Source organism: Streptomyces sp. NPDC048424 (genome assembly GCF_040651555.1).
Lineage (GTDB): Bacteria > Actinomycetota > Actinomycetes > Streptomycetales > Streptomycetaceae > Streptomyces.
Genome location: NZ_JBEZKE010000028.1, coordinates 1 through 21,355, shown reverse-complemented (window position 1 = coordinate 21,355; position 21,355 = coordinate 1). Strand labels below are relative to the sequence as shown.

Sequence of the window (21,355 nt, the reverse complement as noted above, 5' to 3'; positions counted from 1 at the left end):
CGAGGGTCACAACTCCTCGCCGAGCGGCAGCCGGTGGATGCCCGGCAGGTACTCGTCGAGCTCCCCCGGGGTGAACCGGGACATGCCCACGACGTGCCAGAACTCGCCGGCCACATCGCCCTCGTACTTGTAGCCGCCGGACGGTGTCAGCGCCGCCCAGCCGCCCGCCATGCCCATCAGGGTGGCGCGCGGTGACGGCGGGCCGCCGTCCGCCGGCAGGTTCCACAGCCGTACGGTGCCGTCCTCGGCGCCGCTCGCCAGCGTCGTGCCGTCCGGGGAGAAGGCGAGGGAGAGCACCCGGCCGGTGTGGCCGACGAGGTCGGTGACGTGCTCGCCCGTCTCGGCGTTCCACAGGCAGACGGACCGGTCGTCGCCCCCGACGGCCAGCAGGGGGCGGCTCGGGTGGGCGGCCACGGTCCACAGCCGCCCGCCGCGTCCGCGCAGGCGCGGGCCCGCCTCGCCGTCCCGCCAGACGATGGCGCTGCCGTCCCAGCTCGCGCTGGCCAGCCAGGCGCTCCCGGGCCCGTACGCGACGCCGTACACCCGGTCCGCGTGCCCGGTGCTCCCGCCGAGCTCCTCCATGAGCCGGCCGCTCCTGGCGTCCCACACCCGTACGACGCTGTCGTCGCAGCCGGTGGCCAGGACGTCGGCGTCCGAGCGGAAGGCGATCGAGCGGACCCGGCCCCGGTGCCCGGTCAGGTTCGACACGGGGGAACCGGTGGGGCGGAACCAGACGTGCACGGAGTCGTCGTCGTTGGCGGTGGCGAGCAGGGTGCCGTCGGCGTTGAAGGCCTCCGCCCAGACGTGCTCGGTCTCGGCGTCGAGTTCCCTCAGGTACTCGCCGCCCGCCGGGTCCCACAGGTACATGTCGCCGTCGTTGCTGGCGGTGGCCAGGAGGGGTTCGACGGGGCTGAACGCCGCCGAGACCAGCCGGTCCCCGCGCCCGGAGAGTTCGTCCGTACGCCGCCCCGTGCGCGTCTCCCAGAGCCGTACGACCCCGTCGTTGCCGGCGGTCGCCAGCTGCGTGCCGTCCGCGCTGAAGGCGACGCCGCTGATGCGGCGGCCGTGGCCGCGCAGGATGCGCTTGCCCTGGCCGGTGGCGGAATCCCAGATCTGCGCGCCGCCGTCGTTGCCGACGGTGAGCAGCTGGCTGTCGCCGGGCCGGAAGGCGCACGCCCAGGCGGTGCCGCGGTGCTCGGCCGGCTGCTGGGGGTGGAGGGCGATGGTGTAGCCGTGGGGCCGCCCGGTGGTGACCGTCCACAGCCGGACCGCGCCGTTGCTGTCGCAGGCGGCGAGGAGCTTGCCCTCGTCGCCGAACAGCACCTGGTAGACGGCGCCCGTGCCCCGTTCGAGGGTTCCGGCGGGGGTGCCGACGACGGGGTCCCAGAGCCGTACCTGGCCGTCGGTGCAGCCGCTGGCGAGGAGGTTCCCCTCGGGGTGGAAGTCGAGGACGTACACGCGGCCGGTGTGTCCGGTGAACTCGTGGAGCAGCCGTGCGTCGGCCGTGCGCCAGATCCGCACGGTGCCGCCGCGCCCGCCCTCGCCCCGGTCGGCGGTCGCGAAGAGGGTGCCGTCCGGGCTGAACCGGGCGCGGTACACGGCGCCTTGGTGGCCGTCGATCTCCCGGACGCAACGCCCGGTGGCCAGGTCCCAGAGGCGTACCTTCGCGGTGGCGTCGCCGGTGAGCAGTATGCCGCCCGGGCCGTAGACGGCGGTGTAGACGGGCGCGGTGTGACCGGGCAGCCGGTGCACGGGCCCGCCGGTGGCCACGTCCCACACCGTGACCAGGCCCTCGCGGTCACCGGTGGCGAGCAGGGTGCCGGCCGTGTCGAACGAGACCGGCCAGACCCCGTCGGGGTGGACCTCCAGGCGGTGCCGGCACGCTCCGGTCACCGGGTCCCAGAGCCGCACCGCGCCGTCGGAGCCGCCGGTGGCGATCACGTCGGGCCGGAACTTCACGGCGTACACCCGTCCTTCGTGCCCCTGGAGGGTGCGTACGGCCCGGCCGTCGTCGGCGCCGCAGACCAGGATGGAGCCGTCCTCGCTGCCGACGGCGAGGAGTTCGCCGTCGGCGCTGTACGCGATGGGTTCGGGAAGGCGGCTGGTGCGCATGCCGAAGCCGTACGGAACGCCGACCGCCGACGGCCGGAACCCCGCGTCCACGGGCATCCCCGGGGCTATGGAGGCGGTCCTGAGCTCGGGGGCCGACCGCACCGCGTCGTCCATCGTCACGTCGATGAGCGCGGCCCGGTGCCAGCGGCTGCCGGTCAGCGAGGCGCCCCGCAGGTCGGCCCGGGTCAGCCGGGCCCGGCTGAGGTTCGCGCCGGTCAGGTCGGCGCGGCCGAGGTCCGCCCGGTCGAGGCGGGCGCCGGTCAGCCGGGTGCCCCGCAGCCGGGCGCCCGAGAGGTTGGCGCCGACCAGCCGGGCGTCCGTCAGATCGGCGTCGCTGAGGTCGACCCCGGAGAAGTCGCGGTGCGAGAGGTCCTCACCGGCCAGTCGGGCGCCCCGCAGGTCGGCGTTGGCGGGCACCCGGAGCCGGTCGCTGATCCGGACGGCGTTGGCGCGTGCGGCGTCGTTGATGGCGCGCCCGGGTGAGTCGAGGGCGTCGCGCACCCATCGGGCGCACCGTTCGTGGTCGGCGAGGTCGCAGAAGAACTCGACGGCGAGCTGGCTGAACGGGCGGGCGTGCAGCAGGGTGTGCTGGCCCCGGGCGAGCTGGCGTGCGGCCTCGCGCGCCACCAGCCATTCGATGACGGAGCCGTGGATGAACTGGAAGACCCCGTCGTCGCTGCGCACCAGCAGGCTGCCCGCGCCGACGGCCTGGGCCCGTTCGGACGGGGTGAGCGGGGACTCGGTGAGCTCGCTGAGGGTGGTGGCCACGGTTTCGGTGAGTTCGTCGAGCCGCAGGGCGCTGCGGCCGCTCTCCCACAGCCGCCAGGCCAGCGCGGTCACCGCGGCCCACAGCTCGTCGACGGTGAGTCCGGGCGGGGCGCCGGGGCCTCCCTGGCCGCGGAGCTCCTCGTAGGTGAGCCAGGAGGTGAACACGTCCTCGTACAGCCGGGCCGGGCTCAGCGCGCGGCCGGCCCCGGCGACCGCCCGCAGCTGGTCCTGGCTCAGGTCGGCGACGAAGGAGAGCAGCCGGGGGTTGCGGCAGAGCATCAGCAGGTCGGGGATGTTGCGCAGGAGCTGGAAGCGCTGGTCGGCCGCGCGCTCGTCGCCGTAGCCGCGGACCAGGTAGGAGCGGATCTGCGCGGGGGTGAAGCCCTCGACGGAGAGGATGCGGCGCTGCGGCAGCAGGCCGACGCGCTCGCCGAGCGCGGTGAGGACCTGGGCGTGCGACTTGAAGTGCTGGGTGCGGCTGCTGACCACGATCTTGGCGTTGTCGACGGCGGCGTCGAGGAGGACCTGGAGGTGGTCGGCGGCCCTGTCGTAGCTGACCCGGTGGACGAGTTCGTCGAAGCCGTCGAAGAGGAGGACGACGCGGCCCTGGGCGAGCATGTAGCGCAGGGCCCGCAGGTCGATGGTGTCGACGTCGTGGCCGGCCAGGTGGGCGGCGACCAGTCCTTCGAGGCTGTGCGCCCGGTCGAGGGTGTTGAGCGGGATCAGCAGCGGGGTCAGGTGGGGCAGCTGCTCGGGGATGCGGCGGGCCAGCTCGCGCAGGGCGAAGGTCTTGCCGTGTCCGAAGTCGCCGAGGAGCAGGACGAAGCGGCCGTGGTCGGACTCCAGCAGCTCCAGCAGCTCCTCGACCAGTCCGTCGCGGTCCTGGCCGTCGCTGCGGTCGGCGTCGCGGTAGCGCTGGGGGAGGTAGAGGCCCGGCGGGTACTGTTCGCTGGCCGCGAGCCGGGCGCTCTGGGCGGCGACGTAGCCGCGCAGGTCGAGAAGGCCCTGGAACTCGATGAAACTGCGCACCCGCACGCGTACGCCGTGGCCGGCCGCCCGCTGCCGCAGCCGGCTCGCGGGGGCGTCGCCCGCGTACACCAGGACGGCCTCGGACCCGGTGTCGGTCGCGTGCACCTGGGCGATGAAGCGGTCGATCTCGTCCTCGGTGGGGGTGCCGGGGTGGACGGCGATGCGCTGCTGCTGGACGACTCCGTCCTCCTGCTCCCGCCAGGTGGCCATGATCTGCGCCATGTCGGCGGGCTCGCGGCGCGGGACGTCGCGCAGCCGTACGCCTTCCCTGCGCACCCGGCAGATCTCCTTGACCCGCTCGATGAGCGCGGCGGCCGGGTCCTCCAGCGGGGCCCTGCCCTGGGTGGGCTCGACGGTGATCACGGCGGGCAGTTCGGGGACGGGGAAGACCCGGCGGGTCTGCCTCCAGTCGCCGGGGAAGTGCTCGCTCGCGGCCGTGATCCGGTCGTCCCAGCGGGTGGCTCCGTCCGCGGTGACCCGCAGGAGCTGGAAGCGGGCGGGGGCGGCGGAGCCGAAGAGCGGCAGTTCGCCGACGGCGCCGGGCAGCTGGGTGCGGCTGGGGACCCCGGTGAGGGTGCGCGGGCCGCCTGTCGGGCCGTGCAGCAGCAGGTGGAGGCGCGGGGCGGCGAGCCGGGCGAAGGTGTCGGCGTCCCGCAGGCCGCCGGGGCCGCCGACCGCGTCGCCGGGGCGGCGGCCGTCGGTGAGCGGGTGGCGGAGCGCGCCGATGCGCAGCCAGCCCTCCTCCTCGTAGCGGCGCATGGCCTCGGCGAACCAGGCGGCCTGATCGCGGCCGATGTACCCGTACTGCTCCTCCGGGCGGTGGCTGTAGGCCATGGAGGAGTTGAAGCCGGCGACGACCGTGCTCAGTTCCGGCACCGGGAAGAGGGTCCAGGGCTGATCGCTGTCGAAGACGGTGTCCAGGCCCTGGTAGAGGCCGCGGAAGAGCCGGGTGTAGTGGCGCCACTTGGGCCAGTACGGAGGCTGGGGCGCGACCTCGTCGGCCTCACAGGTGTGGAAGTAGGCCTGGGACGCGGCCTGGTTCACGTCCTGGGCGCCCGGTACCACCATCACGCGTTGCGGCGAGAGGTCGAGCTGGGACCGCAGGGCGGTCAGGAAGCTGAGGGCCTGGTCGCACTCGCGCGGGCTGCCGGAGGCGGTGAGGTCCCCGGTCACCACCATCAGGTCGGGGGCGGGAGCGCCCGCGTCCCTGAGCATGATCAGGTCGCCGCGGATCTGCCGGCTGAGCGCGTCGGGCTCGCGGCCGCGCCCGAAGTCGGGCCCGGCCAGGTGCAGGACGGTGACGGCGTCCTGGGCCCGGCCGCCGTCGGCCGGGGAGCCCTGCGGGTAGAGCGGCGCCCGGGCCGGCCGCCGGCGTCCCGCCCAGCCGGGGCCGGCGAGCGCGCTCGGCCGCGGGCGGGCCGGGTTCGGCTGCTCCGGGTGACGGACGGGGACCGGTCCGCCGCCCGGATAGCCGGGCCGCCGGCCCGGGCGGGCGTGTCCGTCGACGGCCTGCTCGACCCTGGTCAGCAGCAGGGAGCGGGCGGCGTCGATGTCGGCGACGCCCACGAGGTCGACGTAGGTGATGGTGGCGAGCAGGCCCTCGATCGGCATCTCGTCCACGCGTACGGTCAGCAGTCGCCTTTCGGGGGACTCGGGCGATGCGCGGAGCGCGGCCTGCCATTCCATGCGGCCGTAGGTGGAGCGTTCGTAATGGCGGGACAGTACGGCGATGACGGCCTGGGACTCGCTGACACCGCGGTCCATGAAATCTATGAAGTTGGTTCCCGGTACGAAGTCCCAGGCCTGCACGACCGTGCGGTACCCGGCTTCCTCCAGGGTCCAGGCGATCCATGCGGCCCATGGTTCGTCGGCCGGCGAATAGCTGATGAAGAAGTCGAATTCTCTTGCGGGAGCGCCGAATTGCCCATCCGTCATCATGGGGACCATGGTAGGAGCTACCCCGCCCGAGCGGGCCTGTCCGAATCCATCCGGGCCGCCTGACAGCCGACCGCGCGTACGTGCGAATCTGTTCGACGTGTCTCTCCTCAAGCGGCTGCATCCACTGGACTGGCTGGCCGGCGGCCTGCTCACCCTCGGCGCGCTCTGCGTCGCCACGGGTCTGCTGCCCACCGCACCGGCCGGCGAGGTGATGGGGCGCATCGGCCCGCTGCTGGTGTTCCTCGCCACGGTCATCGTCCTCGCCGAGCTGACCGGCAAGGCGGAGGTCTTCGACGTGGTCGCCACCTGGGTGGCGCGGACGGGCCGGGGGAACTATCCCCTCCTTTTCGGGCTGTGCGTGCTGTTCGCGTCCGTCACCACGATCACCCTCAACCTGGACACCACGGCGGTGCTGCTCACCCCGGTGATGCTGTCGCTGGCGACCCGGGTGGGCATCGCGGCCGTACCGCTGGCGATGACCACGGTCTGGCTGGCCAATACGGCGAGCCTGCTGCTGCCCGTGTCGAACCTGACGAACCTGCTGGCCGCGGACCGGGTCGCCCTGTCCCCGTCGGAGATGGCGGCCACCATGTGGGCCCCGCAGCTGGCCGCCATCGCGGTCACGATGGCCTGCCTGTGGGGCTTCTACTGGCGCCTGGGACGCCGTGGCGCGCTCCGCTACGAGCCGCCGTCACCGCCGCGGCCCGCGGACCGGGTCCTGTTCCGGGTGTGCGCGGTGGCGTGCACCGGCTTCCTGCTGGCGATCCTCGCGGACGTGCCGCTGTGGTCGGCCTCGATGACGGCCGCCGTGATCGTGGTGGTGGCCTTCGCGGTGCGCAGCCGGGAGACGCTGAGCCTCTCCCTGATCCCCTGGCGGCTCCTCGTCCTCGTCCCGGGGATGTTCCTGGTGGTGGAGACCGTCAACGCACACGGACTGCACGAGATACTGGCGACGGCGATGGGGTCCGACAACGGGTTCATCGGGATGCTGAGGTCCGCGGCGGTCGGGGCGGGCTTCTCGAACGCGCTGAACAACCTGCCGGCCTACATGGCGGGCGAGGCGGCCATCCCCGAGGCCAATCAGCACCAGCTGCTCGCACAGCTCGTCGGCGTCAACGTGGGCCCGGTCATCACCCCGTGGGCCTCCCTGGCCACGCTGCTGTGGTTCGAGCGGTGCCGCTGGCACGGCACGCGGATAGAGCTGGGCCGCTTCTTCGGTACGGGGCTGGTCCTGGCGGTGACGGGCACGCTGGCGGCGACGGTGGCACTCGCGGCCACCACGTGAGGCACGGCCGGCACACCACGCGCCGCTCACACCACGTGCCGGGTCACCCCGCGGGCCGGAGCGCGGGTCACACCACGTGCCGGGGCGCGGGTCACACCACGTGCCGGGTCACCCCGCGGGCCGGGCCACCCCGCCCACCTCCCGCAGCAGGTACGCGAGGGTCTCGCCGCGCGCCGCCACATAGCTGCGCCCGCTGTCGTCCCCGGCGAAACCGGGCCGGAACCGCGCCCCGGACAGTGTGCGCAGCTCCACTCCCGTCTCGGCCGCGAGCAGCGCCCCGGTCGGCAGGTCCACGCCCTCGGCCCGGTAGCCGACGAAGGCGTCGATCGTGCCACGCGCCAGCAGGCTCCAGCCGAGCAGCGGTGCCCACAGCTGCAGCACGCGCCGGCAGCGCAGTTCGAGCACGGCCCGCAGCGCCACCGCCGTCGCGTCGCCGCGCCGCACGGCGTACCCCTGGGTCCAGGCGACGACGGGCCCGGGGCGCGGGAGCTCGGGGGCGGGGCCGGGCAGCGCGCCGGCCGCCCCGTGGGCCCCGTGGCCCCTCACCGCGTGCCAGGTCTGCCCGGTGACCGGCTCGTGCACCACGCCCATCACCGGGGCGCCGTCCAGGCACAGCCCGATGCCCACCACGTACGCGGGCAGCCCGATCGCGACGTTGTTGCTGCCGTCCAGCGGGTCCACCAGCCAGGTGCGTTCGCCCGCCGCGTCGAGCAGCCCCGCCTCCTCGGACAGGATCCGGTCGTGCGGGAAGTGGCTCTGGATCCGGCCGAGCACGAGCCTCTCGGCGGCGAGGTCGAGGTCGACCTGCACGTCCCCGTACTCGTCCTTCGTCCGCACGCAGTGCGCGGTGCCGAAGCGCCGGCGCAGCAGCCCGCCCGCCTCCTCCGCCGCGGCGACGGCGACCCGCCTCTCGCGGTCGAAATCAGGCCCGCTGTTCGGCATCGATCCTCCTGAGGACGGTGTGGACGCTGCGTACGGTCTGCACGGTGTCGCACAGCCGGCGGGTCGTGCGGCGCGGGCGGCCGTCGAGCGGCCCGAGCGAGAGGTCGGCCTGCCCGGGGATCGAGAGCCCGTGCACGAGGGTGGCTGCGGGTTCAGGGCCCTCCAGGGCGGTGGCGTGGAACTCGCCCGCGGCCAGGGTGTAGGTCTCCCCGCCGGAGCTGACCTGGGCGGGTCCGGGCTCGCTGCGCACCAGCTGGGGGGTGGGGCGGATCTCGTCCACGCCGTCGCTCCCGCTCCACACCTCGAACACGCGGTGGGTCGCGCCCTCTTCGCCGTCGTCCACCGCGGTCGTCCGTACGGGCAGGTTCGCCACCCGCCCGTACAGCACGCGGCTGCGCAGCTCCCAGCTGTGGGCGTGCATGGGCGAGGCGTCCGGCTCGGCCCGGTTCCCGGCGTCGAAGAGGTGGACGCAGATCCCGCGCCTGCCCTCTCTCAGCAGCGGCAGGCAGAGAAATCCGAGCGGATGGCGTACGGCACGCAACTCCCTTGTACCGGAGGCTATTTCCTCCAGGGTGACAAGGGTCCTTTCCAGCTCGCGGTCCATGTCACGCGCCGCAGCGCCTCACCTCCTGTAGGGGTCCTCCGCGTGCAGCGCCTTCTCGATGATCTTGCCGATGTCGCTGTCGGTGAAGAAGCGCGGCAGCGGAAGCCGCAGGTCGTCGAAGAGCGTGCGCACCTCGTCGACGGTCGGCTCCTGGCCGAGGGGCGACGCGACGCGCAGATCGAGCACGGTTGCCTGCTCGCGGCTCTGGTGCAGCTCGGTGACGTAGTAGTCGTAGAGCGGCTGGCCCCGTTCCACGAGCAGGTTCACCCGGGACTGGTCGTCCTGGGTGATGACGAGGCAGGTCTCGGACAGGTCGAAGCGCAGGGTGGGCACGGCGGCCGACAGGTGCACGCTGATCTCGAGCGTCGTCAGCTGCCGCTGGTACCAGCAGGCGGCGAGGACCGTCGCGTAGGACTCCCGGCGGACCCGGTCGGTGGTCCACAGGTCGTCTCCGGGGCGCTGCGCGCCGAACATCTGGCGGAAACGGGCGTAGGCGGCGCAGGCCCGCTCGTCGGCCGGGTTCACGATGTCGATCTTCACGTTGAGCTGTGAGCGCTGTTCCTTCGCCGCGCGCACGCACAGCGGCAGGGTGACGGCCCGCAGGTAGGTGCCCGTACCGCCCTTGAAGTACCAGAGGTTGGTGTGCTGGCGTGCCTTGCGCAGGGCCTCGCCGACCTCGTTGCCCGAGAGGGAGCGCACCATGGCGAGGTCTTCCAGGGCCCGGCGGGTCCCGCTCATCGCGTCCTGGATGCTCGCGGGCCGGCGCACCCGCTCCACGATCGATCCGGTGGCGAGCAGGCCGAGGACGACGAGGGTGGCGCCGGAGGCCACGTCGTCGCTGACGACGTCACCGAAGATGTCCAGGAAGCCGACCGCCATCGCGACCAACAGGGCAACGACGACATCGGCATTGCGCAGCACCCAGGCCACGAAGCGCTCCAGCCGACCGACATGCGCCGCCATCCGCGCACCCCCCTCCCCCGCCCCTGTCCCGATGGTAGGAGATGCCCCGGCGGCGCCACCAGAGCGCACTCGGGCGGGACGGAGCGCCGGCCCGGGCAGCGGACGGGCCGGGCCGTGGACGGACGCCCGTTACGATCTTCCTTCGTGATCAACGAGGGGACACGAATGTCGAACGCCGACCGCGCGGTGCTGGGCCCGCTGGGGCCGAACGATCCGCAGGAGATAGCCGGTTACCGGCTGCTCGCCAAGATCGGCGAAGGCGGCATGGGCTCCGTCTACTTCTCCCGGACCCGGGGGAACCAGCCGGTCGCGCTGAAGGTCATCCGCCGCGAGTTCGCCCAGGAGCAGGACTTCCGGGCCCGGTTCGAGCACGAGGTGAAGTCGGCCCGCCGGGTGCAGGGCTACCACATCGTGCCGGTCCTCGACCACGACACCAGCGGCGAACAGCCGTGGCTGGCCACGGCGTTCGTGCCGGGTCTGCCGCTCGACGAGGCCCTCGCCGCGCACGGGCCGCTGCCGCTGCCCGCCGTGTTCCAGCTGATCGGCTGCACCGCGCAGGCGCTGCACTCCGTACACGCCGCCTCGGTGGTGCACCGCGATCTCAAGCCCAGCAACATCCTGCTCGGTTCGAACGGTCCCTGGGTGATCGACTTCGGGATCGCTCGGGCCACCGACACCACGCAGCTGACCCGCAGCGGCGGGTTCATCGGGACCCCGCAGTACATGTCGCCCGAGCACGCGCTCGGCAAGCAGGTCACTCCGGCCACCGACGTCTTCGCGCTGGGTCTGATCGCCGCCGTCGTGGCCACCGGCCGGCACCCGTACGGCGACGGCGCGGGCATCTCGGTCGCCGCCTCGATAGCCAACACCCCGCAGCAGGCGCCGGACCTGAGCGGGTACCCGGACGCGCTGCGGCCCCTGCTGGAGCGCTGCCTGGCCGCCGATCCCGCGCAGCGGCCCCTGCCCGCCGAGATCGCCGAGTGGTGCCGCAAGTCGGCGGGCCGCGAGCTGCGCGATTTCGCGGACTGGCTGCCCGCACCGGTCGCCGCGGCCATCGCACGGCGCGAGCAGCTGGCCCAGACGCCGCCGCAGCCCGCGTACACGCCGACCCAGGCCCCCGGGCCGGCCCGGCCCGCGTACGCCCCCACGCAGGCCGCCGGACCGGCGCACCCGGCGTACGCGCCGACGCAGGGGCCGGTGGGCGGTCCTGCGCAGTCCCCCGTGTACGGCGCCCCCACGAGCCCCGCCTACGCCGCGCCCGCTGCCGCCGCGCCCGCTCCGGCGGCCCCCGCGCCCGCGGGCCGCGGCCGCCTGCCGCTGATCGTCGGCGCGGGGGTCCTGGCGGTGGCCCTGATCGCGGGCGGCACCTGGTACCTCACGCGCGAGGACGGCGGCGGGTCGACCGCCCGCGACGGCGGGCAGAAGACGGCGGACCAGCCGAAGGACGCCGCCCCGGCGTCGCAGCCGAGCGGCTCGGCTGCGGCGCCCCAGGCCTCCGGCGCCCCCGCCTCCGCCCCCGCCTACACCGTCGTGTTCAAGGACAAGCCGCTGAAGCTCCTGGCGGGCCGGGAGTTCGGCAAGGTCTACGACGTCGACCTGGACTTCCCCAAGGTCGCCCCGTTCGGGGAGATCGGCTGGAAGGACCAGGAGCTGGCGATGGGCTACAACGACGTCAAGAGCAGCACCCCCTTCGGGAAGAGCAAGGGAGCCACCCCCGAACAGTGCGAGACGGGGGCGGCCACCAACCCGATCCCCGACAAGCTGCCGAGCTCGGACCTCTCCGGCGCGGACAGCGCCATCGTCCAGGGCGACCTGCTGTGCACGGTCACGTCCAAGGGCAACCTGGCCATGGTCAAGATCGTCACCATCGAGCCGTCGACCAGCAAGCAGTACACCGTCCCGACCTACCTCACCGAAGTGACGCTCTGGAAGCGCCGGCCCTGAGGAGGCGGGGCCGGCTACTCACGGACGTCTGAGTAGCCGCCCCCAGGTGCGCCGATCGCCCTCCGCCTAGCCTGGTTCCCATGAGCTCCACGCAGCAGGCCGACGCGTCGGCACACGAGGCAGAACCGCGGTCCACGGGCAGGGGGTCCCTGCTCCTGGGCATCGCCGCGGTCGGGTCGATCGGCTGCCCGTTCCTGCCGGAGGCCGTCCCGTCCCTGATCCGCTTCGTGCCCCTCTACCTCGTTCTGCCCCTCGGCATCTGCGCGATCGTCTGGGGTCTTCCCGACCTGTGGCGTTCGCGGCGGGACGGGGTACCGGCGCCGGCCGGGGCCCGCATCGGGGTCCCGCTCGGTGCGGTGGCCCTCGTGATGGTGGCCGCGGTACTGGTCTGGGTCACCTTCTTCTTCGACGTCGGCTGAAGCCCGGCCGGCCGGTGGCTCAGCCGGCCGCGTCGAGCAGCAGCTTCGCGGCGACCATCGCCCCGTCGGTGTGGAACGCGGCGGCCACGGCGGTCGCCCGCGCGCGGGTCTCGGGGGTCAGGGCCGTCTTGAGCGCGGCCGAGAGGGACGCGAAGGCCGGGGTCGGACCGTCGTGCGCCGCGCCGATGCCCAGCTCGGCCACCCGGCCGGCGAAATACGGCTGGTCCGCGCCCTGGGGGACCACCACCTGGGGCGCGCCGGCCCAGGTGGCCGTCGTCGTCGTACCCGCGCCGCCGTGGTGCACGACGGCGGCCGTACGGCGGAACAGTGCCTGGTGGTTGACCTCGCCGACGACGAAGCAGTCGTCCTGGTCGTCGATCAGGGCCAGGTCGGCCCAGCCGCGGGAGAGGACGGCGCGGCAGCCCTGCGCGCGGATCGCCTCGACGGTCGCCCGGGCGACGCCCTCCGGATCACGCATCGGAATGCTGCCGAAGCCCACGTACACCGGGGGTGTGCCGGCGTCGAGGAACGTCACCAGGTCGGCGGGGAGCGGGCGTTCATCCGGCAGGACCCACGCCCCGGTCTGCACCACGTCGAGGTCCGCCGGCTCCTGCCAGGGGGCCAGGACCGGGTCCGCGGCCAGCCACGGGCGGTCGGTGAAGACGTGGTCGCGGACGTTGTCCACCGGCGGCAGGCCGATCGACGCCCGGTGGGTGTTGATCGCCTCGCCGAACACCGCCTGGGCGTCCTCTACGTCGCGGTCCCACAGCTCCCGGTTGTCGGTCACGTCCTCCGGGAGCGGCCGGCCGGGCCTCGGCATCGGCGGGTGGTGCGGCGACGGCAGGCTCACCGGCTGGTAACTGGCGTACACGTAGGGGATGTCCAGCTTCTCGGCGACGGCCTTCACACCGGCCACGGCCGGCACGAGACCGGTCGCGAGCAGTACGTCGCACCCCTCGGCCGCCGCGCTGACGTTCTCGTAGAACGCGGCGACCAGTTCGGCCGCCCGCCGCGGCACGCCCCCGGGCGACGGCGGCGTCTTCCCGGTCACCAGTGCGCGCACCGACTGGCCCGTCGGCACCATCTCCACGCCGACCCCGGCCAGCCGCTTGGCGAACTCCTCGTCCGGCGGTGCGCACACGCTCACCTCCGCGCCGAGTTCCTGCAACCGCACCGCGAGACCCACCAGCGGCTCGACGCCGCCGCGCGAATCATAGGCCGACAGCAACACGCGCATTCCGTACTCCCCATTCCGAAGACACTGGCTACGGTGGGAGATTCTGCCCTCAGGCCCCGGCGAAGAGGGAAACCACGATCAGGATGCCCAGGGCGGACAGCGCGGGCACCTGCAGGCGCCGGATGCGGGCCGTGGCGACGAGGGCCGGGCCGATCGCACAGATCAGTACGAAGGGCCAGGTGAGTTGGAGGCCGGGGCGCCCGGGGGCGTACAGCCAGTCACCGGAGCGCAGCAGGACGTACGCCATCAACACGAGGCAGACGGGCACGCTGACCTGCAGGGGGCGGACCCGGGAGATCCACAGGCCCACCGGGACGAGCACGAGCACGACCGCGATGGCCAGGCCGAGCGCGTACAGCGGGTAGTACGTGACACAGACGCTCGGCTCGTCCTTGCACACCGTCGCGTCCTCACGAAAGCCCCAATTCCATATGCCGGAGACGGCAATTCCGGTCAGCGCCCCGGTGGCCGCCGCACCGGCTGTGCCCGCGAGTTCCCGCATGGTCCGCCTTTCGATGGGAAGGTGCCCGAGGCCGTGTGCGGCCCCGGGCACCGGTGGAGCGGTGGAGCGGTGGAGCGGTGGAGCCGTCAGAACGTCACGGCTTCAGAGCCTCGTTGAGGACTCCGGCATAGATCGTGGCGCCTGTGGTCTTGGGATGGAATCCCTGCGCCGAAACCTGATCGCCGGGTTTGTCGCTCGGCGTTTTGTCGTTGACGATACCGTGAATGGTTTCCGGGGTCCCGCAGATTCCCTTTCCGTTGAAGGCGACTCCGGGATCCGCGAACACCACCCGGACTCCGGCCGCGCGGGCATCGGCCGCGGCATTGCCCATCTCCTTCGCCATCGTGGTGGTCACGGCCCCGAAATCCGCGTACTCGGCGGCGTTGACGAACGGGGCGCCGGCGCAGTTCACACCGTTGGAGAACAACATGGGATATCCCATGAGAACGATCTTCGCGTTGGGCGCCCGCAGCGCGATCTCCTTGAGGGTGGTCACGATGGACGGGCGGACCTTCGTCGCGAGGGTCTTCGGCAGGGCCGTCCTCATCGACTCGCTCTCGCCGTCGAGCGGATCGTCGAAGCAGTTGCTGGTCGGGAAGGTGAGGAGCATGCACTTCTTGATCACGTCGGAGTACCCCGCGTCGTTGCCCCCGATGGACAGGGTGACGAGCGTGGTGTTGCCGTCGAGGTATCCCTTGTCCAGTTGGGGCAGCTCCCCGTACGAGGACTCGCCCTTCTTCCCCCAGGCGTTCATGGGACCTTCACCGTTCGCGGACAGGACCTGGTGGGTCCGCGCACCGGAACAGGCGATGAGCTGGAGGTCGATGCTGCCCGACGCCCCCCAGTTGTCGGCCCGCGACCCGAAGGTCCGCCCGATGCCGGAGTCGTAGGGAGCGCCGGCCTGACGGATCCACGCGTTCGTCGAGCGGTGGCAGGCGTTGCGCGCCGAACCCTGGTCGCCGCCGTAGTCGGTCTCCGGGTAGTACTCGCCGCCCCCGGTGACCGAGGCTCCTTCACCGGAGGAGTAGGAGTCGCCCATCGCCACGATCATGTGCTCGGGCTTGGCCGCCAGCGGCTGGATGGCCACGGCGTCCCAGGCGATGTCCTCGTCCCCGGTTCCGTCCTTTGCGATGGAGTCGAGTTTGATCTGCGGAACGCCGTTGAACTGGAAGACACCGATCGAGACCCACTTGTTGGATCTGATGCGCTGCGGGACGGCCCGGAACGAGACGCCGCTCGCAGTGGAGACCTGGTACCTGGCCTGCCGGGTGTGGGCTCCGTGGTCGGGTACGTGGACCAGTACGCGGGCCCATTGGTTCAGGCTCTTGTTCAGGGTCCAGGTGCCGGTGATCTTGAGGCGTTCGCCCTTCACGTCGGACGCACGCGTGTGGCCGAAGTAGAAGTGCCCGCCGAAGCCGGCGCCCAGCTGGTGCAGGTCCACCTTCGAGGGGTACACGCTCTCGCCGGAGGACTTGGAGAAGGTCATGCCGAAGCTGCCCTGATTGGTCCAGGGCCTCCCGCAGTTGGGGCGTACGGCCGGGGTGCCGTCCGGCACGTCGTCGATGATCAGAGCGTTCGAGGGCAGGCCCGAGGTCGAGCAGTTGGGCGCGTACGGAGTCCCGTCGGCCTCCTCCGGGTAGGTGGAGTTGAAGCGGATGAACTCGAACCCGCAGGAGGCGGAGCAGTCTTCCTTCCAGGTGGCCGGTCCGGACCACCAGCACTTGAAGTCCGCCCTCCCACAGGGGCCGGAGGTGGGGGTGTCGTTCGTCGCCGTGTCACCGATCTTCGCCGGGTTGCAGCTGTTGGCCGCGGTGCAGAAGAGGTTCTCCGGCGGCTTCACGTGCGCACGGTTGTACTTCGCGCTTCCCGGGGCGTCCACCGGGGCGGCGGTGCCGTTCCAGTAGGAGGCGATGAAGGCGGGAACCATCTTGCCCGGGGACTCCAGGAAGGACGGCGGGTGCGCGGCGAAGCCCAGTACCTTCTCCGGGTAGGGCCAGTGCTGCGGGCGGGCCGCGGCGCTGGCGTCCTCGTCGCCGTTCCAGTTCTCCAGGAACGGCGGGCGGGCCGCGTCCCACTCGGGGTTGGCCGGGTTGTTGAACCAGCCCAGGCCCCAGGGTTCACCTGCCGCGCCCTTGGGGTGGAAGCCGGAGTTGTACGCCCACAGGGCGAAGTACCAGTTCTCCAGCTTCGCCGGGTTGGCGTTGTTGAGCTTCATCCCGGCGTTGTACGTCTCGTTCCACTTCTCGATCAGGATCTGCAGACCGGCGGAGATGTTCGCGGTGTAGTCGAGCGCCACCGCGCGCTGTGTCTGGTACGGCCAGGCGGCCCCGCCGTGACCGTCCTCACGGCCGGCCATCCGCATGTGGTCGGTGACCTGCGTGATGCCGTAACCGCAGTCGGCCTCGGCGAAGTTGACGTCCCAGTCGTTGGCGTCGGCGCCGTCGTAGTAGTCGATGCCGTAGTAGTTGCCGATCAGCGGGTTGCCGGTGACACCGGGGACGGCGCTGCGCGCCGCCTGCCACATGTTCGACTCCTGGGTGGTAATGCCCAGGAGCACCTGGGCCGGCACCCTGCCGCCCCCCGCGAGCGGCGGGTTGAGGAAGAGCGACTGCGGCATGTACGCCGGCATGCCGAGGTTCTTCCAGTTCGCCGGGCGCTCGATGTGCGTGTTCAGGAACCCGGTGACGGCCTGGTCCGCGGCCCACTCCACCTGGCGCGGCTTGGGCTGCATGGCCTGGTTGCGGGGGTCGTTGCGGGGAACGGAACAGGTCCGGTCCGACTCCACGATCTCGGTGGGCGAGCTCGCCGCGGCCGTGGCCGCTGCCGAGGCGGTGGCCTCGGCCGTCGGCTCGGCTCCCGACGGCGCCGCGGATTCGGCTCCCTCGGCCGTCTTGCGGCCGGCGGCGGGAGCGGGGTCGCGGCCCTGCTTCCAGCTGTCGGGGGTCACCGCGAGCGGGTCGGCCGTGAAGCCGACCTTCTTCTTGGTGTCCAGTACGGACAGCTCGATCTTCACGGGCCGTGCGTCGAGGGCCGACTCCGGCTGGAGGGCGGAGTCCTTGACGTCGGCCCATTCGGTGCGCTGGACCACGGACTTGCCGCCCGTCGAGACCAGGGCGTCCTTGGGGGTGCCCGGCAGGGACTTCACCCGGGCGGGTAGCGACGTGGCCGCCTTGGCGTCGCCGGTGATGTAGACGTCGCCGCCGGCCCGGGCGAGGCCGGTGCTGGTCAGGGGCCCCTCCCCCAGGGTGCTGGTCTTGCCGCCGGCCACGCGCCGCACCCGGGTGGTGCCGCGGTCGGTGGCCGACTTCCGCGGCTGCTGGTCGAGGAAGGTGATGCCGCCGTCGGCGTCGGGGCTCAGCCGGTAGGGCACGGACGCCGTGCGGGCCAGCGTCCGGCTGCGGCCCTGAGCGTCGATCCTGACGATCTGCGCCCCGTTCGCCGCGACGACCGCCCCGTCCGCGGGCACGCCCGAGGTGACCTGACCGGTCACCTCGACCGGTGCGGCGAGCTTGGCGGTGACCGCGTCCACGGTCACCAGCCGGGTGCCGCTCTTGTCGTCGCCGCCGGACTGGGTGAACACGGCGCTCTCCCCCGTGCCGCAGCCCGGGTTGTAGTACGAGAGCGAGGCGCGCAGGTCCAGCTTGGTCACCTTGCCGGTGTCCAGCTCGACGACGGCCGTGAACGCACCGCGCGCCATGAGCTGCGGCTTGTTGGTGAACGTACGCGGGGCGTACACGACGACGGCCCGCCGGCCGGAGCCGGTGACGCACGCGTTGCCGATCCAGGCGTCGGCGTCCAGACCGGGCTCGGCGAGCGATGCGACGGTCTTCCATGCGTATCCGGCGTTCTCATTGGCCGTGAGGATGTGGAACCCCTGGGCGTCCGACGTGGTCGTCCACGCCAGGTCGCCGGAGTTCTGCCAGCCCTTGCCCAGCAGCTTCTCGCGGTCGGCCGGGGGAACGGCCGACTTGTCGGTCTCGGGAGCGGGTGAGCCCGCGGCGGCCGCCGGCGCCGGCTCCGCCGCGACCGCGGGCAGCTGCAGCAGCCCCGCTCCCAATGAGGTGGCGACCAGACCGATGAGTAACGCAGATATGCGTCTGCTTCGTTTCACTGCATCTCCTGAACCAAATGCGACAAAACCTCAGACGGCGTCAACTGGCGCCGACCGCACGGACTTTACGTGTGCGGCATGTCGTCACGTCAAGGAATATTTGACGCAGGTATTCATCCGGTGAATTCCGCTTGTGAAGGCGCTTGCACTTGCGGGGAAGCCGCTTCCGTTCACCCGTCCGAAATGAAACCCGGAGAGGGAATTCGCCCTCAAAATCGGAGGAAATTCAAACCGGCAGAAAAGGACCGGTCGGGCGGACCTGCTCCCGTCCCGGGTTGGTCCGATCGGTCGGATCTGCCGGTGGGTCGCACCGGGACGTTCCGGGCGGCGGCCGAACCGGGGCTATGAAGGTCATCGCATGACGTGATCGTCATCTGACCGTCCATGAGCATCGACCTCAGGAGCCGCACGATGCGTCCCATCAGAGCAGCCTGTCTCGGCACGGCCACGGCGCTGGTCGCCCTTCTCGCCTGTGCCCCCGTCGCGGCCGCCGCGACGGACCCCCATCCCTCCCACGACAAGGGCAAGCACCGGGTCATCACGCTCACCGGCGAGCTCAGGAAGCAGTCGTTCTTCCCCGTCAACCTCAACGGCCCGGCAGCCCAGGGCGATCGGACGGTCTTCAACTCGGAGCTCTTCGACGAGAACCACAGGAGCGTCGGCGAGACCAACGGCACCTGCACCACCACCCGGACCGACGACCACGGCGCCGAGGTGTGCGTCGTGACCTACACCCTCCCGGGCGGCCAGCTCTCCGTGCAGGGGATGGTCTTCGGCAACATCACCGACGGGCGTCCCCCTTCGTTCGACAACGGGATCACCGGCGGCACCGGGGAATTCGACCGCGCTCGCGGCTCGGTCCACGCCGACACGATCGGTAAGGGCATGAGGCGCTTCACGATCGACCTCTACCTCTGACCCACGGCAGCTTCCGCGCGGGCCGCCGGGAGGGCGAAGGCCTCGGCCAGTAGCTCGTACGAGCGCTGCCGGTCGGCCGGGTCGGCGGTCAAGGTGTTGATGACCAGCTCGTCCACCCCGTGGGTGGCGGCGAGTGCCGTCAGTACGGAGTGCACCTGCTCGGGCGCCCCGGAGACGAGGGCGGTGCGGTGCACCTTGGCCCGGTCCAGCTCGGCGCCCGTCCACCGGTGGCGGCGCGTGGTCTCGTACGACGGCAGCGGGGCGTCCCGGCCGAGGTCCTTGCGGGCACGCCACAGCAGCAGGCTCTGGGCCAGTTCCTCGGCGCGGCCGGCGCTGTCCGCGGTCACCACGCGCACCGCGAGCGCGCCGCCCGCGCGACCGCCGGTGGCCGCCCGGAACTCGGTGCGGTAGTCCTCGAACGCCTCCCGGCCCCCGGTCGGGGAGAAGAAGTGCCCGAACGCGAACTCGGTCCCCAGCAGGCCGGCCAGCCGGGCCGACTCTCGTCCCGCGCCCAGCAGCCACATCTGCGGCGGGACCGGTGCGTGCGGTACGACTCCCCCCTCGCCCAGCAGCACCCGGAGCTCCGCCAGCCGCTGCGGGAAGTCCCGGGCGGGGCCGCCCGCCCGGCCGATGCCGAGGTCGACCCGTCCCGGGTAGAGGGAGGCCAGTACGCCGAACACCTCGGCGACCTTGGCCGGCTCGTAGCGGGGCAGCAGCACGCCGCCCGTCCCGATCCGCATCCGCGAGGTGTGGGCGAGCAGCGCCCCCGCGAGGATCTCCGGCGCGCTGCTCGCGAAGCCCGGGGAGCCGTGGTGTTCGGCGGCCCAGTACCGGGTGTAGCCGAGGTCCTCCGCGACGCGGGCGAGGTCCACGGAGGCGCGCAGCGCCTGGTCCGGGGTGCGGTCCTCGCCGACCGGGGTCTGGTCGAGCACGGACAGTCGCAGGTTCGTCATGGGGGATGGCCTTTCAGTGCTGGTGGGCGGGGACACCGGTGGCACCCGCCATGGTCGCGGGCACGATCCTGAAGTCCCGTTCGAAGACCAGGTTGTGGAGGTCGGCGGCGGCGATGGCGCGCAGTGTGGGCAGCTCGGTGGCGGCCTGGGCGTCGTCGAAGACGTTGAGCGGCCACTCGGAGACCGTCGCCCCGCGCAGATGGGGGTGGTGGAAGGAGGCGCCGTAGTGCGCGTACAGGGTCACCGGAGGGATGTCGGCGGCCGACTGCTCGTCCCACCACAGGGTCCAGGCGTGGAAGAGGCTGCCGTCGTCCGCGCGTTGGACTTCGCTCGCGTCCACCACGCCCTGACCGAGGAGCAGTTCGTCGTTGAGCTCGCCGAGCGCCTGGCGGGCGTACGGGTCCAGGAGGCGCGCGGCGGTGCGGAAGTGCTCCTCCTTGTCGGGGCGGGTCACGGCTCCGCCGTGGATGCCGTCGCGCAGGTCGGCGAAGTGCCGGAGCAGGGCGTCGAGGTTGGGGACGTCGGGGGTCATGTCAGCTCCTTGTGAGGTGAAGGATGGAAGGGACGGGGAAGCGGGGCGGGTGGCCCCAGGCGCCGGTGGCGTCCGGTGCGGCGAGCCGGTGCAGGGACAGGCCCAGCCAGCCGCGCAGGGACACCGTCGGGTGCCCGCCCATGGGGCGGCCGGGGTGGAGGAAGGCCCCGTGGCCCGTCTCCCGGAACTCCCGCAGGGTCACCTCCACTCCCGCTGCCCGTAGCAGGCGCCCGTAGTGGTGCACGTCGTCACCGACGGGGTCGAGGTCGCCGGTGGCCATGAGGGCGCTTGCGACGCCGCGCAGGTCGGACGCCTCGAAGGGGGTGCTGTAGAGGGGCGTGCCGTCCGCGGCCACGGGCCGGCCCGGCTGCCGGTAGTCCTGCCAGGCCGCCATCAGGTAGGAGGCCGTGGGGAACATGTCGGGGAAGCGGTGGTAGGAGGCCGCGGTGCAGCCGGGGTCCAGGGGCGGGTACGCGAGGACCTGGGCGGCGAGGGGAAAGGCACGGTCGCGGCAGGCGAGTGCGGCGCAGGCGGCCAGGGTGGCTCCCGCGCTGTCTCCGCCGACGGCGACGGGAGCGGTTGCCCCGGCCCGCTCCCGGACCCAGGCGAGGGCGGACAGCACGTCCTCGACCATGGCCGGGTGGCGTACCTCGGGGGCGAGCCGGTAGTCGACGCTCACGACGGCGAATCCGGAGGACTGGGCGAGTTCGGCGGTCGGGCCGTGCCAGTCCTGGGCGGATCCGGCGCGCCAGCTGCCGCCGTGGGCCCACACCAGCCAGCCCTGCGGGGCTGATGTCCCCGGCCGGTACACCCTGGCGGGGACCGGACCGGACGGGGAGGGGATGCGGGCCTGCTCCCAGCGGACCGCGACACGGCTGTTTCCGGCGGCCGAGTGGGTGGGTGTTGCCATCGGGTTTCCTTCCCTCCGTGCCTGGGGCCAACGTTCGCCGCCTCGGCAGGGCTGTCACAAGGCGGAGTTGCCTTAGTTGCCGTTGCGGGGCTGCTTGTTGCGGAGGAAGAGGGCGGTGGTGAGGGTCCCGAGGACCACGATCGCCGTGTTCACGATCACCGCCGTCGTAATGCCGGCGTGGATGTCCG

Annotated in this window: 14 protein-coding genes; 4 read left to right on the top strand and 10 right to left on the bottom strand. The window is 72.4% G+C overall.

Features of this window, described 5'->3' with window-relative positions:
• Positions 1-6: 6 nt before the first annotated feature.
• Positions 7-5,847, bottom strand: a complete 5,841-nt coding sequence (locus tag AB0D29_RS30080; RefSeq protein WP_362858534.1) for a TIR domain-containing protein — start codon at positions 5,845-5,847, stop codon at positions 7-9.
• Between the two features lie 97 nt (positions 5,848-5,944).
• Between AB0D29_RS30080 and AB0D29_RS30075 the strand changes: the two genes are divergently transcribed.
• The gene (locus tag AB0D29_RS30075) at positions 5,945-7,132 is read left to right on the top strand and encodes an SLC13 family permease (RefSeq protein ID WP_362858533.1); all 1,188 of its coding nucleotides are present in this window, start codon (positions 5,945-5,947) and stop codon (positions 7,130-7,132) included.
• Positions 7,133-7,240: 108 nt separating this feature from the next.
• Here the strand turns inward: AB0D29_RS30075 and AB0D29_RS30070 are convergent, their stop codons facing one another.
• Genes AB0D29_RS30070 through AB0D29_RS30060 form a run of 3 tightly spaced genes read right to left on the bottom strand, consistent with a single transcriptional unit; the run spans position 7,241 to position 9,641 of the window.
• Positions 7,241-8,074 (bottom strand): inositol monophosphatase family protein, encoded by an 834-nt coding sequence (locus AB0D29_RS30070; RefSeq protein WP_362858532.1) that lies wholly within the window; start codon positions 8,072-8,074, stop codon positions 7,241-7,243.
• On the bottom strand, positions 8,055-8,678 hold the full coding sequence (locus tag AB0D29_RS30065) for a hypothetical protein (protein WP_362858530.1): 624 nt from the start codon (positions 8,676-8,678) through the stop codon (positions 8,055-8,057). Before AB0D29_RS30065 ends, AB0D29_RS30070 begins: the two co-directional genes overlap by 20 nt.
• An 18-nt stretch (positions 8,679-8,696) precedes the next feature.
• A complete protein-coding gene (locus AB0D29_RS30060) occupies positions 8,697-9,641 on the bottom strand; it encodes a hypothetical protein (protein ID WP_362858529.1) in 945 nt (314 codons plus the stop codon).
• A gap of 165 nt (positions 9,642-9,806) precedes the next feature.
• Between AB0D29_RS30060 and AB0D29_RS30055 the strand changes: the two genes are divergently transcribed.
• Both AB0D29_RS30055 and AB0D29_RS30050 read left to right on the top strand, forming a co-directional pair.
• Positions 9,807-11,585 carry a protein kinase gene (locus AB0D29_RS30055; RefSeq protein WP_362858527.1) on the top strand — a complete coding sequence of 593 codons (1,779 nt, stop codon included), beginning with the start codon at positions 9,807-9,809 and terminating at the stop codon, positions 11,583-11,585.
• Between the two features lie 80 nt (positions 11,586-11,665).
• A complete protein-coding gene (locus tag AB0D29_RS30050; protein ID WP_362858526.1) occupies positions 11,666-12,004 on the top strand; it encodes a hypothetical protein in 339 nt (112 codons plus the stop codon).
• 19 nt (positions 12,005-12,023) lie between these two features.
• Here AB0D29_RS30050 and AB0D29_RS30045 read toward each other — a convergent pair whose 3' ends face one another.
• From AB0D29_RS30045 to AB0D29_RS30035, 3 genes are all read right to left on the bottom strand, one after another.
• Entirely contained in the window at positions 12,024-13,241 is a 1,218-nt protein-coding gene (locus tag AB0D29_RS30045; protein WP_362858525.1) for a glycosyltransferase, read from the bottom strand.
• A 49-nt stretch (positions 13,242-13,290) separates the two neighbouring features.
• The gene (locus tag AB0D29_RS30040; RefSeq protein ID WP_362858523.1) at positions 13,291-13,743 is read right to left on the bottom strand and encodes a hypothetical protein; all 453 of its coding nucleotides are present in this window, start codon (positions 13,741-13,743) and stop codon (positions 13,291-13,293) included.
• A gap of 94 nt (positions 13,744-13,837) precedes the next feature.
• Entirely contained in the window at positions 13,838-17,854 is a 4,017-nt protein-coding gene (locus AB0D29_RS30035; protein ID WP_362858522.1) for an SGNH/GDSL hydrolase family protein, read from the bottom strand.
• Between the two features lie 411 nt (positions 17,855-18,265).
• Between AB0D29_RS30035 and AB0D29_RS30030 the strand changes: the two genes are divergently transcribed.
• Complete coding sequence (locus AB0D29_RS30030) at positions 18,266-18,772, top strand: hypothetical protein (RefSeq protein ID WP_362858520.1); 507 nt, start codon at positions 18,266-18,268, stop codon at positions 18,770-18,772.
• On the opposite strand, the gene AB0D29_RS30025 is transcribed toward AB0D29_RS30030, so the two are convergent.
• From AB0D29_RS30025 to AB0D29_RS30015, 3 genes are read right to left on the bottom strand one after another with little or no spacing between them, the layout of a single operon-like run.
• Positions 18,763-19,725 carry an LLM class flavin-dependent oxidoreductase gene (locus AB0D29_RS30025; protein WP_362858518.1) on the bottom strand — a complete coding sequence of 321 codons (963 nt, stop codon included), beginning with the start codon at positions 19,723-19,725 and terminating at the stop codon, positions 18,763-18,765. The genes AB0D29_RS30030 and AB0D29_RS30025 overlap by 10 nt on opposite strands.
• A 13-nt stretch (positions 19,726-19,738) precedes the next feature.
• Entirely contained in the window at positions 19,739-20,257 is a 519-nt protein-coding gene (locus tag AB0D29_RS30020) for a hypothetical protein (RefSeq protein WP_362858517.1), read from the bottom strand.
• Between the two features lies 1 nt (position 20,258).
• Positions 20,259-21,167 carry an alpha/beta hydrolase fold domain-containing protein gene (locus tag AB0D29_RS30015; RefSeq protein ID WP_362858515.1) on the bottom strand — a complete coding sequence of 303 codons (909 nt, stop codon included), beginning with the start codon at positions 21,165-21,167 and terminating at the stop codon, positions 20,259-20,261.
• Positions 21,168-21,355 lie beyond the last annotated feature (188 nt).

Coding starts and splice junctions, on each gene's coding strand:
- AB0D29_RS30080 (WP_362858534.1), bottom strand. CDS start 5,847: ATGATGACGGATGGGCAATTCGGCGCTCCCGCAAGAGAATTCGACTTC.
- AB0D29_RS30070 (WP_362858532.1), bottom strand. CDS start 8,074: ATGCCGAACAGCGGGCCTGATTTCGACCGCGAGAGGCGGGTCGCCGTC.
- AB0D29_RS30065 (WP_362858530.1), bottom strand. CDS start 8,678: ATGGACCGCGAGCTGGAAAGGACCCTTGTCACCCTGGAGGAAATAGCC.
- AB0D29_RS30060 (WP_362858529.1), bottom strand. CDS start 9,641: ATGGCGGCGCATGTCGGTCGGCTGGAGCGCTTCGTGGCCTGGGTGCTG.
- AB0D29_RS30055 (WP_362858527.1), top strand. CDS start 9,807: ATGTCGAACGCCGACCGCGCGGTGCTGGGCCCGCTGGGGCCGAACGAT.
- AB0D29_RS30050 (WP_362858526.1), top strand. CDS start 11,666: ATGAGCTCCACGCAGCAGGCCGACGCGTCGGCACACGAGGCAGAACCG.
- AB0D29_RS30045 (WP_362858525.1), bottom strand. CDS start 13,241: ATGCGCGTGTTGCTGTCGGCCTATGATTCGCGCGGCGGCGTCGAGCCG.
- AB0D29_RS30040 (WP_362858523.1), bottom strand. CDS start 13,743: ATGCGGGAACTCGCGGGCACAGCCGGTGCGGCGGCCACCGGGGCGCTG.
- AB0D29_RS30030 (WP_362858520.1), top strand. CDS start 18,266: ATGCGTCCCATCAGAGCAGCCTGTCTCGGCACGGCCACGGCGCTGGTC.
- AB0D29_RS30025 (WP_362858518.1), bottom strand. CDS start 19,725: ATGACGAACCTGCGACTGTCCGTGCTCGACCAGACCCCGGTCGGCGAG.
- AB0D29_RS30020 (WP_362858517.1), bottom strand. CDS start 20,257: ATGACCCCCGACGTCCCCAACCTCGACGCCCTGCTCCGGCACTTCGCC.
- AB0D29_RS30015 (WP_362858515.1), bottom strand. CDS start 21,167: ATGGCAACACCCACCCACTCGGCCGCCGGAAACAGCCGTGTCGCGGTC.